The organism is Ralstonia sp. 24A2, assembly GCF_051783885.1.
Lineage (GTDB): Bacteria > Pseudomonadota > Gammaproteobacteria > Burkholderiales > Burkholderiaceae > Ralstonia.
In genome coordinates this window covers 2,360,764-2,374,815 of record NZ_JBPVZD010000002.1, presented here as the reverse complement: position 1 = coordinate 2,374,815, position 14,052 = coordinate 2,360,764, and the positions used below count along the sequence as shown (strand labels likewise).

The window sequence follows — 14,052 nt, the reverse complement described above, 5'->3', positions numbered from 1 at the left end:
GCCCGTGACACAATCCGCGCATGCGAAAACTCCCACCCCTGAGCGCGCTGCGGGCCTTTGAGGCCACCGCGCGCCATCTCAGCATGAAGCGCGCTGCCGACGAGCTGTCGGTCACGCCCACGGCCATCAGCCACCAGATCCGCCGGCTGGAAGAGACGCTGGGTGTGACGCTGTTCGAGCGGCAGGTGCGGGCGCTGCGGTTGTCGGAGGCCGGCGAGCGGCTGTATCCGGTGCTCAACACGGGCTTTGATGCGTTTGCGCAGGTCATCGACGCCATCCGGGCGCCGGAGGCTCAGCCGGCACGCCAGCGCGTCACGCTCACCGCGCCAATGGGGCTGGCCGCACGCTGGCTGGTGCCCAAGCTTGGGGAGTTCGCCACGCAGCATCCGGAGGTGGATCTGCGCATCCATGCGTCCGATACGGTGGTCGATCTGCATGGCGGCAGTGCGGATCTGGCCGTGCGCTATGGCGAGTCGCCCGCCGCCAGCGCTGGCCTCGTCGCCGAACACCTCTTTGACGACGCCTACGCACCGGTCTGCCACCCGGGGCTGAATATCCGTTCGCACGCCGATCTGGCGCGTGTGCCGCTCATCCACTCGGAGTGGCAGCGCACGTTGCCGCAACCCATTGGCTGGCCTCTGTGGGCCCGTGCGGCTGGCATCGAACACGTGCTCAAGATCGAGTCGGGCATCGTGCTGTCCGACGACGGACACGCCATGTCTGCGGCCATGGCGGGGCAGGGCGTGATCCTGGCGAACCTGCCGTTGGTGCGCGACGCGCTGGAGGCGGGCGCGCTCGTGCAGCCGTTTGACGGGCCGGTCATCCGCCGCTATGCGTTTTGGACCGTGATGCCAGCAACACGCCTGGAGGAGGGCGCCGTGCGGGCGGTGTGGGATTGGCTACGTCTGGCCCGGCGCCGCGGCCTTTGAGGATTCGATCCAGTTGCGCAGGCTGACGACCTGGCCACCGGCCTGCGACGCCGTGGCTGCGCTGCGCTCACGCGGTTCATGGTCATGGATGGTGGCGCGCACCATCGGGTAGATCTGCGTTTCCCACTTACGGCCGTTGAATACACCGTAGTGCCCCACGCCGGTCTGCACGTGGTGCCGCTTCATGTACGGGCGAAGACTGCTGCACAAGTCCTGCGCGGCCACCGTCTGGCCGACCGCGCAGATGTCGTCCTTCTCGCCCTCGATGGTCAGCAAGGCGGTGTGGCGGATGGCACGCGGCTCGACCCGTCGGCCACCTACGCGCAACTGCCCGAGCGGCAGCGCGTACTGCTGAAACACCGTGCTCACGGTTTCCAGGTAGAACTCGGCCGTCAGGTCAGTGGTGGCGAAGTACTCCTCGTAGAACGTGCGGATCGCTTCGGCCTTGGTCGGGTCGCCCTTCGCGCGCTCGTGGTGCAGGTCAGAGAACGATGCTGCGTGCCGATCCAGGTTCATCGACATGAACGCGCACAACTGCACGAAGCCTGGATACACGCGCCGCTGTGCACCCACAAAGCCTGCCGGCACCACGCTGATCAGGTTGCGCTCGAACCACTCGATCGGCCGGCTGTTGGCCAGTGCGTTGACCTTGGTCGGATTGACGCGGCAGTCGATCGGCCCAGCCATCAGCGTCATGCTGGCGGGCTGGGCGGGGTCGCCGTCTTCAGCCATGAGCGCCACGGCAGCCAGCGCGGCCACGGTGGGTTGGCAGATGGCTACGAGGTGAGCATCGGGCCCAAGTTGTTGCAGGAACCCGATAACGTGGCCAACGTAGTCGCCAAAACCAAAACTGCCAGCGGACAGTGGAATGTCGCGCGGGTTGTGCCAATCGGTGATGTACACGTCGTGGTCGGCCAGCATGGTCCGCACGGTACCGCGCAGCAGCGTGGCGAAGTGTCCGGACATCGGCGCGACGATCAGCACCCGTGGCTGTTGCGGACCGCTGGCCTTGCGGAAATGCAGCAACGCTCCAAAGGGGGTATTGCAGACGATCTCTTCCGTCACGGCGACAGGCTCACCGCCCGAGCGCACGGTGTCGATGCCAAAGGGCGGCCTGTGGTGCGATAGGCCGGCCATCTGTACGAGCTCACAACAGGCATCGATGTAGCGGCCGTATGGGCTCTCGGCCAATGCGGGGGTCGCCGCAATCGTTGCCCGTGCAATGGCTGCAGCATCCCGCCACGGCCGCATCAGCTCCGTGATCGCCTGGTAGGCGGGATAAGCAAGGATGTTCATGGCGTCGTTGGCGCAAGCCTGCAGCGTGGGCGTACCGGTCAGACATGGGGCAAGGCAAGTCATATGCCAGACCGGTTTGCACTGGCATGGTGTTTGCAAATCGCCAGGCACGGCGCGCCATCCAGGGCGACATAGCGCGCGCCAGGCGACGACAGCCTGCTTTGCGCGGGCTGCGCGCCACGTCACGCAATGGTGCGCATGCGGCGTTTCGGTGCAGAACGTCCAGATTTGGTGAAGCGCGCCCAGGCAGGCACCCACGGAGACCGCCATGAGCCGGACGACCACTACGCTGACCATCAGCAGCCGCAACTATTCGTCGTGGTCGTTCCGTGGCTGGCTGCTCGCCCGGCTGGCGGGCATCGAGTTCGAAACGGTGGTGGTGCCGGTCGACGATGCCGCCGCGCGTGCGGAGTTGCTGCTGCTCTCGCCGTCCATTCTCGTGCCGTGTCTCCACCACGAGGGCATCAAGGTGTGGGACACCCTTGCCATTGCCGAATACCTCAACGAGATCCGTCCGCAAGCGCATCTGCTGCCGGCAGACCGCGCGGCGCGCGCGCATTGCCGGGCCGTCTGCGGCGAGATGCATTCCGGCTTCAGCGCACTGCGCTCTGCGCTGCCGATGAACCTGCGCGCGCAGTTTCCAAATTTCCGAGTCTGGTCGCGCGCGCAGGACGATATCGAACGCATCGTCGCCATCTGGCGCGAATGCCTGCAGCGCTATGGTGGCCCGTGGCTGTTCGGCAAGGCGCCCGGCATGGCCGATGCGATGTACGCTCCCGTCGTAACGCGCTTTCTCACCTACGACGTCAAGCTCGACCCGGACATCGCCGGGTACTGCGCGACCGTGCTCAAACATCCGTTCGTGTGCGAGTGGATGGAAGCTGCCCAGCTTGAGACCGAGGACATCGACGAGCTGGACGTGGAGTTCTGAACGCGGCACGCTGCACCGCAAAAACGGAAGCCCCCGTCTACACCCCAACGCGCCTCAGCCAAACGGCTGGGCTTGTTTTCGGTCGCCCAACGTCTAGTGTGGGAAGGAGACCAAAAGAACAAAGGGGCTGCAGTCATGACCACCGTCGGCAGCTTTCAGATCGACTATCTGCAGGTCCTGGACCGCGAGGGCAAGCCGGTCCAGCCACTCCCGGCGTTTGCGCAGGATATGCAAACGCTCCTCGCGCTGTATCGCGCGATGGTGCTCACCCGTGCATTCGACACCAAGGCGGTTGCGCTGCAGCGCACCGGCAAGCTCGGCACGTTTGCGTCTTCTGTGGGTCAGGAAGCGATTGGCGTAGGCGTCGCCAGCGTCATGCACCCCGACGACGTGCTGTTCCCGTCCTATCGAGACCACAGTGCACAATTGCTGCGCGGCGTCACGATGGCCGAGAGCCTGCTGTACTGGGGTGGGGATGAGCGCGGCAGCGCGTTCAGCAAGGTACCCAATGATTTTCCGAACTGCGTGCCGATCGGCACTCAGGTCTGCCATGCGGCGGGCGCGGCCTATGCGTTCCAGTTGCGCGGCGAGCCCCGCGTGGCCGTCACCATCCTCGGCGATGGCGGTACCTCCAAGGGCGATTTTTACGAGGGCATGAACTTCGCGGGCGTGTGGAACGCGCCGCTGGTGATCATCATCAACAACAACCAGTGGGCGATCTCGGTGCCGCGCAGTCGCCAGACCATTGCGCAGACGCTGGCGCAAAAAGCCATCGCCGCCGGGATTGCCGGCCTGCAGGTCGACGGCAACGATGTGATCGCGGTACGGCAAGCCGCGCAGGAAGCGTTGGACCGCGCCAGGGCAGGGGGCGGCCCCACCCTCGTTGAAGCTGTCACCTACCGCCTGGGCGACCACACCACCGCTGATGACGCCACACGCTACCGCGACTCCGACATCGTTAAGCAAGCCTGGGAAGCCGAGCCTATCCTGCGATTGCGCAAGTACCTGATCAGCGTGAATGCGTGGGACAAGGCGCAGGAAGAACAACTCGGCCGCGCCTGCTATGCGCAGGTGGAAGAGGCGGTTGCCGAATACATGGCTGTCGAACATCCGGGGCCGGATGCGATGTTCGACCACCTGTACGCGACCTTGCCCAGCGCGCTTGCGTGGCAGCGTGCCATGGCGCTGGCATTCGCCTCCAACGGAGGCGCACATGGCTGACGTCAACCTTGTCGAGGCGGTCAATCTGGCACTGGCGCATGCGCTGGAGCACGACCCGTCCGTTGTGCTGCTGGGCGAAGACATTGGCGTCAATGGCGGTGTGTTCCGTGCCACGGTGGGCTTGCAGGCACGCTTCGGGCCGCGGCGTGTGCTCGACAGCCCGCTGGCGGAAACCGCGCTGGCCGGCACGGCTATCGGCATGGCGGCGGTTGGTCTCAAACCGGTGGTGGAGATCCAGTTCAGCGGTTTCATCTATCCGGCCATCGACAACGTGCTCAACCATGCCGCGCGGCTGCGCAACCGCACACGCGGGCGGCTGTCGTGCCCGATGGTGATTCGCGCGCCCAGCGGAGGCGGCATCCACGCGCCCGAGCACCACTCGGAAAGCCCGGAGGCGCTGTTCACGCATATGCCAGGGTTGCGCGTGGTGGTGCCGTCGTCTCCGGCGCGGGCGTATGGGCTGTTGCTGGCGGCCATTCGTGATCCGGACCCGGTGATCTTCTTCGAGCCGACGCGGCTGTATCGCGTGTTCAAGCAAGCGGTGGAAGACGACGGCCAAGCCCTGCCGCTGGACACCTGTTTCGTGCTGCGCGACGGCAGCGACGTCACGCTAGTGAGCTGGGGTGGTGCGCTGCAGGAAACACAGGCCGCCGCCGACGCGCTTGCCGAAGAGGGCATCGCCGCCGAGGTGATCGACGTGGCCACGCTTAAGCCGTTGGATATGGATTCGATCCTGGCATCGGTGGCCAAGACTGGCCGCTGCGTGATCGTGCACGAGGCCGCGCGCACGTCGGGCGTGGGCGCCGAGATTGCCGCCAACATTGCCGAACACGGCTTGTATTCGCTGCTGGCGCCTGTGCAGCGTGTGACGGGCTACGACGTGGTCATGCCGCTGCCCCGGCTCGAACACCATTACCTGCCGAGCGTGGAACGCATTCTCGCGGCAGTCAGAAAAACGATGGAGGGTGCCTGAACGATGATCGTCTTCAAACTGCCGGACCTCGGCGAAGGGCTGCAGGAGGCGGAGATCGTGGAGTGGCACGTCAAGGTGGGCGATGCCATCCAGGTCGATCAGCCGCTGGTATCGGTGGAGACCGCCAAGGCGATCGTGGAGATTCCGTCGCCGCAATCGGGACGCATTGCCAAGCTGTTCGGCCAGCCTGGCGACATCGTGCACCTTGGCGCGGCGCTGGTCGCCTTTGAAGGCGCGGGTGGAGAGGACGCTGATGCGGGCACGGTGGTTGGCCAGATGCCGGCAGGGCAGCACGTGGTGCACGAGGCGCCCGCTGTGGTGGGTCGAGCCGCAGCAGGCGCCGGTGTGGGCGGTATCAAGGCGATGCCTGCTGTCCGGGCACTGGCGCGCAAGCTGGATGTGGACCTGTCGATGGTCACGCCATCAGGGCCAGACGGCGTGATCACCGCCGCCGATGTCGAACGCGCCGCCAAGACCTTCGCCGACCTCGGCCCACCCGAAATCCTACGCGGCGTGCGGCGTGCGATGGCCCAGAACATGGCCCGCGCACAGAACGAGGTGGCCGCCGCCACCGTCATCGACGACGCCGACATTCATGCCTGGGCCGCGGGCACTGACGTGACGATCCGCCTGATCCGCGCACTGGTGGCAGGCTGCCGCGCGGTGCCCGGCTTGAACGCCTGGTTTGACGGCAACGCCGGGCGACGCCACGTACTGGAAAAGATCGACGTGGGCATCGCTGTGGATCTGCCAGACGGGTTGTTTGTACCCGTACTGCGCAACGTCGCGCATCGGGATGCTGCCGACCTGCGTGCCGGGCTGGATCGCATGCGTGCCGACATCAAGGCGCGCAAGATTCCACCGGAAGAGTTGCGTGGCAACACGATCACGCTGTCGAACTTCGGCATGATTGCCGGCAAGTACGCCGCACCGATCGTCGTGCCGCCCACGGTGGCGATTCTGGGCGCAGGGCGCATCCACGAACAGGTGGTTGCGGCTGGTGGCGCGCCTGCCGTCCATCGTGTCTTGCCGCTAAGCCTGACCTTCGACCACCGTGTCGTGACCGGTGGTGAAGCGGCAAGATTCTTGGCGGCAGTGATTGCCGACCTGCAAGCGGCCGCGTAGTCAGCTCAGCAATGGCGATGTGCTGTGCGCGGGTGCAAACGCTTCGTGCCAAGCGGCGGCAAGCTGCAGCAGGGCAAAGTCAGCGCGCGGTGGCGCAATCACCTGCAAGCCCAGAGGGAGGCCGTCGGCTGTGAAGCCCGACGGCAAGCTTGCCGCAGGAACACCGGCAAGCGTCGGGCCGATGACCACTTCCATCCAGCGGTGATACGTATCCATCGCGCGGCCGGCAACCGTCTTGGGCCAATGTTCCTCTGCCGCGAACGGCGCGATCTGGCTGCTTGGCAGGACCAGGAAGTCGTACTCGGCAAACTGTGCCAGCAACGCCTGATACCAGTTCGCGCGGGTGGTGGTGGCGCGGTTGATGTCAACCACCCCCCGGCGATGGCCTTGTTCCACTTCCCAGATGGCTTCGGGCTTGAGCAACTCCCGCGTGGTTGCGTTGGCGTACAACTGGCCCAGGTTGCCGGTCACGATCATGGAGCGCAGCGTGCACCAGCATTCCCACAGCGCATCCATCGGGAAGAACGGCTGCACCGCCTCAACGTGGCAGCCCAGGTTGTGGAAGGTGCTCAGCGCGCGCTCATTGACGGTCATCACCTCCGGCTCAACCGCAAGGTAGCCGCCAAAGTCGCCAAGCCAACCAATGCGCGCCTGCCGAAAATCGCGGTGCAGCGGGTGCGTGAACCCAGCGGGATCGTCTTGCAATGCGAGCGGCGTACGCGGGTCGTAGCCGGCCTGCGTGGCGAGCAGCCAGGCAAGGTCCTGCGGATTGCGCGCCATCGGGCCTTCGGTGCCCAACTGCTGAAAGAACACGTCGCCGGTGGGGCCGTAAGGCACGCGGCCAAGGCTAGGGCGCAAGCCGTAGATGTTGTTCCACGCGGCGGGATTGCGCAGCGAGCCCATCATGTCGCTGCCGTCTGCCACCGGCAGCATCTGCAGCGCGACCGCGACGGCCGTACCGCCGCTGCTGCCACCGGCCGAGTGCACAGGGTTCCACGCGTTGCGCGTGATGCCGTAGACCTGGTTGTAGGTATGCGAGCCCAGGCCGAACTCGGGCGTATTGGTCTTGCCGATAAACACCGTGCCCTGCCGGCGCAGGCGCTCCGCCATGATGCTGTCGTGCGCCGGCACGTTGCGCGCCAGCGCGCGGCTGCCCATGGTCGTCACCATACCGGCGACGGCCGTCAGATCCTTGGGTGCCTGCGGAAAGCCATGCATCCAGCCACCCGACAGGCCTTGCGAGAGCAGCACATCGCGCTCGCGCGCCTGATCGATCGCCCATGCCGCATCCACACGCGCCACGACGGCGTTGACCTTCGGGTTGAGCAGATCAATCTGCGCCAGGAAGGCTTCCATGACCTCTACGCAGGAAACGTCCCGCGCGTGGATGCGCTTGGACAGTTCAATCGCACTCCATTGCACGATCTCGCGGTTGGTCGTCGGGTGCGTTGCTGTGGGGCTAAGGGCGGCGTTCTGCATGGCTCTCATCTGCGATTGGCGTTCAGGCGGTCAGGTAAGTCTGCGCCAGTCGCACCCAGCACGCTGCGCCCAGCGGCAGCACCTGATCGTTGAAGTCGTAACCGGGGTTGTGGACCATGCAGCCGCCGAATTCGCCCTCGCCGTTGCCCAGGATCAGGTAGCAGCCGGGCACCTCATTGAGCATCCAGGCGAAGTCTTCGCTGCCGTTGAGTCCTTTGGGTGCCTGCGTGACGACGTTGTCTGCGCCGACCAGTTCCGTGCAGACCTGTTGCGCGAGCTGGGTCTCGGCCAGGGTGTTGACCATGGGTGGGGTCAACTGGCGATAGTCGATCAGTGCTTCCACGCCATGCGCCTGCGCGGTCAGGCTGACGATCTCGCGAATGCGCGCCTCCACCATGGCGCGTGTTTCCGGCCGCGCCGCGCGCACATTGATGCCGAGGGTCACCGACTCGGGAATCACGTTGTGTGTCATGCCGCCACGAATAAAGCCGACCGACACCACAGCGGTGTCATCTGGCGCCACATTGCGCGCCACCACGGTCTGCAGCGCAGTCACGATAGCCGCGGACGCCACGATCGGATCGCTCGCACGATGCGGCATCGCACCGTGGCCGCCCACGCCCTTGATGGTCACATCTGCCACGTCAGAAGACAGGCTGACCGGCCCCGGCAATACACGGAAGCTGCCCGCCGCCACGCCCGGCATGTTGTGCAGCGCAAACACTGCATCGCACGGAAAGCGCTCGAACAACCCGTCTTCGATCATCGCGCGCGCGCCGCACAGGTTCTCTTCGTCGGGCTGGAAGATCAGGTTGAGTGTGCCGTCAAAGTTGCGGCTATCGGCCAGCGCCTTGGCGGCTGCCAGCAGGATGGCGGTATGTCCGTCGTGGCCGCATGCGTGCATCTTGCCGTGATTGCGGCTGGCGTACGGCAGGCCGGTCGATTCGATGATGGGCAGCGCATCCATGTCCGCGCGAATGCCCAGCCGGCGCGTGCCGTTGCCGAGCCTCAACTGGCCCACCACGCCGCTCTTGCCAATGCCGGTGTGTACCTCGTAGCCCCAGCTTTTCAGCAGATCGGCCACCAGCTTGCTCGTGGCGCCCACCTCGAAACCAAGCTCGGGTTGGGCGTGAATCTGGCGACGGATGTTGACGAAGGTTTCCGCGTCGATGTGGACGGGGGGCAGCAGATGCGGCAACAACTGGAAGGGCGTAAGCGTGGGCGCTTTGGTCATGTCTGGGCTCCTGGCTGGAATACGGAATAGGGGGGTTAGCGGGGCTCACGTACTTCGCGCAGGCTCAGCACGGTCAGCAGCGTGATGGCGCTGCACGCCATCATGTAAAAGGCAGGGGAGAGCGGATTGCCGGTGCGGGCCAGCAGCCACGTCACGACAAACTGGCACGAGCCGCCAAACACCGTGACGCCAATCGCGTAGATCACCGACAGGCCGCTGGCTCGCACTTTGGTGGGCAACAGCTCCATCATCATGAGCAGCATCGGCGTGGTGCCGAGGTACAGGGTGCCGGTCAGCAGCGCGGACAACGCCAACACCAGCGGCACGCTCGGGTAGTGCGTCATCAGCCAGAAGGCCGGATACAACAGCACCACAGTGATGAGCGTCGCGCCCACCACCAGCGGCTTGCGGCGCGGCAGGCGATCGGCCAGCCAGCCGGAAAGCAGCGAGGCACCAAAGCTCGTCAGCCCCGTCACACAGCCCGCCAGCAGCGACAGCGACGCCGGCAGATGCAGCTCGCGGATCATGTAGGTCGGCATGAAATAGATCACCAGATACGTGCCCACCGTGCCGCCGATGATGGTGAGAACGCCCTTGACCACCAGCCCCCCGTGCTCGCGGAACAGCATGCCGAGCGGGCTGGGCGCGTGCGTTTCGGCCGTATGGGTTTCGTCCAGGTGCGATCGGATATAGAGACCGACGGGCGCAATCAGCAGGCCCAGGAAAAACGGCACGCGCCAGCCCCAGCTCTGCAGCGCTTCCGGCGACAGGCTGCCGTACAGAATGGCGGCAGTGAGCGCGCCGCACAAAGCGGCAATGCCCTGGCTACCCAACTGCCAGCTCACGCGAAAACCACGTCCCTTGATGCCGCCGGACTCCATCAGCATGGCGGTCGATGCACCAATCTCACCGCCCAGCGAAAAGCCTTGCAGCAGACGCCCCGCCAGAATCACCAGCGGGCCAAACAGGCCTGCGGTGGCGTATGTCGGCGCAACGGCCAGGCAGAGTGTGCCGATCACCATCAGGCCGATGGTCAGCGTCATGGCGGCCTTGCGGCCATGACGGTCGGCATAGTTGCCGATCACGAAGCCGCCCAGCGGCCGCATCACAAAGCCGATACCGAACGTTGCCACCGCCAGCAGCAGCGAGCCATAGGCGCTATCCGACGGGAAAAACAGCTTGCCGATCATCAACGCAAAGAAGCTGTAGACGGTGAAGTCATACATCTCCAGCGCATTGCCGATCGAACACGCGGCAATCAAGCGCGCCTGGCCGGCTGGTTTGCGTGCAGCGATGGCCGAGGCGGGCAGGGCCGGCTGCAGGGTGGCGTCGTTCATGGGGGTCTCCATCCACGATGTTGGGGAAGGGCTTCTGCGAGTCCTTGGCAACGAAGTATTCCGGGAACGCGCACGCGGAAAAAATCGCAAATATTCATCCCGATAACCAAATAGAATCACCGTCATAACCGACAGTCATCCGCTATCAGGGAAAGCCCGTGAAAGCGCGATGGCGCGGTATGACGCGAAATGCACGCAGCGCCGTGTGCAACAAGGAAGGAGAAGCAAGGTGAAGCTGCACCAGTTGCGCATCCTGCTGGCGGTGGCACAGCACGGCAGCATTCACGAGGCGTCGCGCGGGCTGCATATCTCGCAGCCCGCGTTGTCCAAGGCGATTGCCGAACTGGAGAGGGAGCTTGGCGTCACGTTGCTGTCGCGCTCGGTGCGCGGCGTGAGCCTGACGGCGTATGGAGTGGCGTTGGTCAAGCGCGCCAGCGTGGTCGAACAGGAACTGCGTCACGCGCTGGAAGACATTGAATCCATCCGTGGCCATGCAGAGGCCGAACTCAACATCGGCTTTACCGCCGTGGCTTCCAGTGGGCCGCTGCCGGACGCCATGGCAGCATTCCGTACGCGCTTTCCCAATGTCGCCTTGCGCGGTTTCGAGCAGCGCTCGCAACAGATTCTGGAGGGGCTGCGCGAGGGCCGGCTCGATCTGGGGTTGATCTCCACCAACAGCGGGCCCGGCACGGGCAGCTTCCAGTGGGAGCCGTTGTTTTCGGTGTCGATGCGCCTCGCTGTGCGGCCCGGTCATCCACTGCGACGCACGCGCAAGCTGCGGTCGCTATTGGATGCCGACTGGCTGGTGCTGGACCCGCTGGACGATCCCGGTAGCCCCATGGCGAGCCTGATGCGGTTGCACCGGCTGGAGATGCCGCGCCGTATCGTGCAAAGCGGGTCCAACCTGCTCGGGCTGCAGTTGGCCACCAAGACGGACCTGGTCAGCATGTGGTCGGATTTCGTCTTCGCCAACAGTCTGGGGCCGCTGCGCACGATCCCGGGTGCGCTGGAAGTGCTGCCAATGGAAGACGAGCTACCGGATTTCACCGTCTACATGGTCTATCGGTCGGCAGACCTGATGACGCACGCCTGCACGGAATTCAGCAAGGAGATTCAGCACTTTGCACAGAGTTACCGCCGTCGCCGCTGACCGCTGCCCCGCATCTCACGCCTCAACTTCCGCACGCACGGCTCCCGGCGGTCGCCCGACCACCCGCTTGAACGCGCGACTGAAGGCCGCGAGCGAGCCGTAGCCGAGCCGATACGCGACGGTTTCGATCGCCTCGCGGTCACGCGTGATCCATTGCGCGGCGAGTCGCATTCGCAACTCGGTCAGGTAGCGCACCGGCGTCATGCCGGTTGCCGCGAGAAAGCGCTCGGCAAACACGGAACGCGACACGCCCGCTTCTGCAGCCAGCTCCGCAACGCTCCAGTTGCGGCCCGGATCACGATGCAGCGCGACGATTGCGCGGCCGAGCTTCGGCTCGCGCAGTGCCTGCACCCAGCCTGTGGCGTCACCGCAGCCGCATTCAACCCAGCCGCGCACGATGAACGCGGCCACCACGTCTGCAAGGCGCGCGAGGATGCCCGCGAAACCCGCGCGCTCGGAGCAGGATTCGCGCTCCATCGCGTCGAGCATCGGGCGGATTTCGGGGTAGCGCGCGAGCAGGGTGCCGACGTGCATGAACGCCGGCATCGTGCCGACGAGCGGCTGCATGCCGCCCAGATCCAGCTCCATGCATGCGCTGAAGATGAGCGCGTCGCCGGCGCTCTGTTCTGTCCCGGAACACGGCTGCGGTGCGCCAACCGACGCGACGGTGTCGCAGATCTTGGCAGCCTCGAAGCCGCCGATTTCCCGGCACGGCACATCCAGGTCGGACATCAACGCGTGCGTACTGCCATGCGGCAGCAGGACCGCATCACCCGCCTCAAGCCGCATCGTGGCACCGCTTGCGTCACGCAGCAGCACCGGCCCGCGCCCGACGAAATGGAACTGCGCGCGCCCCGGTGCCTGACCAAAGCTCAGCCCGAACGGCCGTGCGACCTGGATGCGACGGTACTGGACGCCGCTCAGGCGCATTCCAAGCAGCAGCTCGCTGACGAGGTCGTGCACGTCGGGCAGGGCAGAACGCTGGGAGGAGGGCATCTCGAATCCGGACGATGGATCAACAAGACCGGATTGTATGCCATAGACCGTCCGGTCATCGGCCTCTACTATGTGCCCTTATTGGTACTTTCCCTGATTTCTCCTGAGACGGAACGACGCATGAATCCCGGAATTTCAACTGCCGCCCCAATCGCGGCACCTCGTGAGCCCGCCTGGGGCGCGGTCTTTGCGATGGCGCTAGGCGTGTTCGGGCTTGTCACGGCCGAATTCCTGCCCGCGAGCCTGCTCACGCCGATGGCGGAAAGCCTCGGCGTGACCGAAGGCGTGGCCGGGCAGGCCGTGACGGCCACCGCAACGGTCGCGCTCGTCACCAGCCTGTTGACCGCTGCTGCCACGCGCAAGATTGATCGTCGGCGCGTGCTGCTTGCGTTTTCGGTGCTGCTCGTCGCATCGAATCTTGCAGTGGCGTTTGCGACCAACCTGACGACGATCTTGATTGGCCGCGTGGTACTCGGCATCGCGCTCGGCGGGTTCTGGACGATGGCGACTGCCACCGCCATGCGGCTCGTACCGGCCGCGATGGTGCCGCGCGCGCTGTCGATCATCTTCAGCGGAGTGGCCGTCGCAACGATCGCCGCCGCGCCGTTGGGCAGCTACTTTGGTCACCTGATCGGCTGGCGTAACGTGTTCCTGGCCGCAGCGGCACTCGGCGTGGTCGCTTTCGTATCGCAGGTCGCAACGTTGCCGTCGATGGCGCCGAGCGGCACCACGCGGCTGCGCACACTGATCGACGTGCTGCGCCGGCCAACCGTTGGCCTTGGGATGTTCGCCACGATCCTCGTGTTCACAGGGCATTTCGCGTTCTTCACGTATCTGCGGCCGTTCCTTGAGCAGGTCGCGGGCGTTGGCGTGAACGGGCTGTCGGCAATTTTGCTCGGCTACGGTGTCGCCAACTTCGTTGGTACGTCGCTCGCCGGCCGCGTGCTCGAGCACCGGCTGCGGCCCATGCTGATCGGCATGCCCGCGCTGATGGTCGTGCTCGGCATCGCGCTCGTCGCGCTGGGTCGCGCCCCGGTGATCGACGCCGTGCTCATCGCGCTGTGGGGCATGGCGTTTGGCGGCGTGCCGGTGGCGTGGTCAACGTGGGTCACGCGTACGGTGCCCGACGAAGCCGAGAGCGCGGGTGGCCTGATCGTCGCGGCTGTGCAGCTTGCGATTGCGACTGGCGCAGCCGCAGGCGGCATCGTGTTCGACGCCAACGGCGCAGCGGGCGTGTTCGTTGGGGCTGCCGTCGTGTTGGCGGTCGCGGTGGCGACGATTGTGACGGGCGTGCCGAAGCGTGTGGAGACGGTGGCCGCGCTGGTTGAGTGATGTTGTGTGTGCGGTCTTGATGGCCGCACATCCATATTGCCCATAATGT

The 14,052-nt window shown here is 65.5% G+C and carries 12 protein-coding genes; 7 read left to right on the top strand and 5 right to left on the bottom strand.

Annotated elements, in window-relative coordinates:
- Positions 1–20 precede the first annotated feature (20 nt).
- On the top strand, positions 21–929 hold the full coding sequence (locus ACS13N_RS15955) for a LysR substrate-binding domain-containing protein (protein WP_438932535.1): 909 nt from the start codon (positions 21–23) through the stop codon (positions 927–929).
- Here the strand turns inward: ACS13N_RS15955 and ACS13N_RS15950 are convergent.
- Positions 900–2,225 (bottom strand): polyhydroxyalkanoate depolymerase, encoded by a 1,326-nt coding sequence (locus tag ACS13N_RS15950; RefSeq protein WP_438932871.1) that lies wholly within the window; start codon positions 2,223–2,225, stop codon positions 900–902. The genes ACS13N_RS15955 and ACS13N_RS15950 overlap by 30 nt on opposite strands.
- Before the next feature lie 268 nt (positions 2,226–2,493).
- On the opposite strand from ACS13N_RS15950, the gene ACS13N_RS15945 reads away from it, so the two are divergent.
- The 4 genes from ACS13N_RS15945 (at position 2,494) to ACS13N_RS15930 (ending at position 6,475) form a co-directional block, all read left to right on the top strand.
- Positions 2,494–3,156 carry a glutathione S-transferase family protein gene (locus ACS13N_RS15945; RefSeq protein WP_438932534.1) on the top strand — a complete coding sequence of 221 codons (663 nt, stop codon included), beginning with the start codon at positions 2,494–2,496 and terminating at the stop codon, positions 3,154–3,156.
- Between the two features lie 135 nt (positions 3,157–3,291).
- Entirely contained in the window at positions 3,292–4,377 is a 1,086-nt protein-coding gene (pdhA, locus tag ACS13N_RS15940; RefSeq protein ID WP_438932533.1) for a pyruvate dehydrogenase (acetyl-transferring) E1 component subunit alpha, read from the top strand.
- Positions 4,370–5,350, top strand: coding sequence for an alpha-ketoacid dehydrogenase subunit beta (locus ACS13N_RS15935; RefSeq protein ID WP_438932532.1), 981 nt, complete (start codon positions 4,370–4,372; stop codon positions 5,348–5,350). The genes pdhA and ACS13N_RS15935 overlap by 8 nt, the downstream gene beginning before the upstream one ends.
- A 3-nt stretch (positions 5,351–5,353) precedes the next feature.
- The gene (locus tag ACS13N_RS15930) at positions 5,354–6,475 is read left to right on the top strand and encodes a dihydrolipoamide acetyltransferase family protein (protein ID WP_438932531.1); all 1,122 of its coding nucleotides are present in this window, start codon (positions 5,354–5,356) and stop codon (positions 6,473–6,475) included.
- Here the strand turns inward: ACS13N_RS15930 and ACS13N_RS15925 are convergent, their stop codons facing one another.
- Genes ACS13N_RS15925 through ACS13N_RS15915 form a run of 3 tightly spaced genes read right to left on the bottom strand, consistent with a single transcriptional unit; the run spans position 6,476 to position 10,525 of the window.
- Positions 6,476–7,954: an amidase gene (locus tag ACS13N_RS15925; RefSeq protein WP_438932530.1), complete on the bottom strand. Its 1,479-nt coding sequence runs from the start codon at positions 7,952–7,954 to the stop codon at positions 6,476–6,478.
- A gap of 22 nt (positions 7,955–7,976) precedes the next feature.
- Positions 7,977–9,188, bottom strand: a complete 1,212-nt coding sequence (locus ACS13N_RS15920) for a M20 aminoacylase family protein (protein ID WP_438932529.1) — start codon at positions 9,186–9,188, stop codon at positions 7,977–7,979.
- Between the two features lie 35 nt (positions 9,189–9,223).
- On the bottom strand, positions 9,224–10,525 hold the full coding sequence (locus ACS13N_RS15915; RefSeq protein WP_438932528.1) for an MFS transporter: 1,302 nt from the start codon (positions 10,523–10,525) through the stop codon (positions 9,224–9,226).
- Positions 10,526–10,754: 229 nt separating this feature from the next.
- Here ACS13N_RS15915 and ACS13N_RS15910 point away from each other — a divergent pair, with 229 nt between their 5' ends.
- Positions 10,755–11,675 (top strand): LysR family transcriptional regulator, encoded by a 921-nt coding sequence (locus ACS13N_RS15910; protein ID WP_438932527.1) that lies wholly within the window; start codon positions 10,755–10,757, stop codon positions 11,673–11,675.
- Positions 11,676–11,690: 15 nt separating this feature from the next.
- Here the strand turns inward: ACS13N_RS15910 and ACS13N_RS15905 are convergent, their stop codons facing one another.
- Positions 11,691–12,671, bottom strand: coding sequence for an AraC family transcriptional regulator (locus tag ACS13N_RS15905; RefSeq protein ID WP_438932526.1), 981 nt, complete (start codon positions 12,669–12,671; stop codon positions 11,691–11,693).
- Between the two features lie 120 nt (positions 12,672–12,791).
- Between ACS13N_RS15905 and ACS13N_RS15900 the strand changes: the two genes are divergently transcribed.
- Positions 12,792–14,003 carry an MFS transporter gene (locus ACS13N_RS15900; protein ID WP_438932525.1) on the top strand — a complete coding sequence of 404 codons (1,212 nt, stop codon included), beginning with the start codon at positions 12,792–12,794 and terminating at the stop codon, positions 14,001–14,003.
- Positions 14,004–14,052 lie beyond the last annotated feature (49 nt).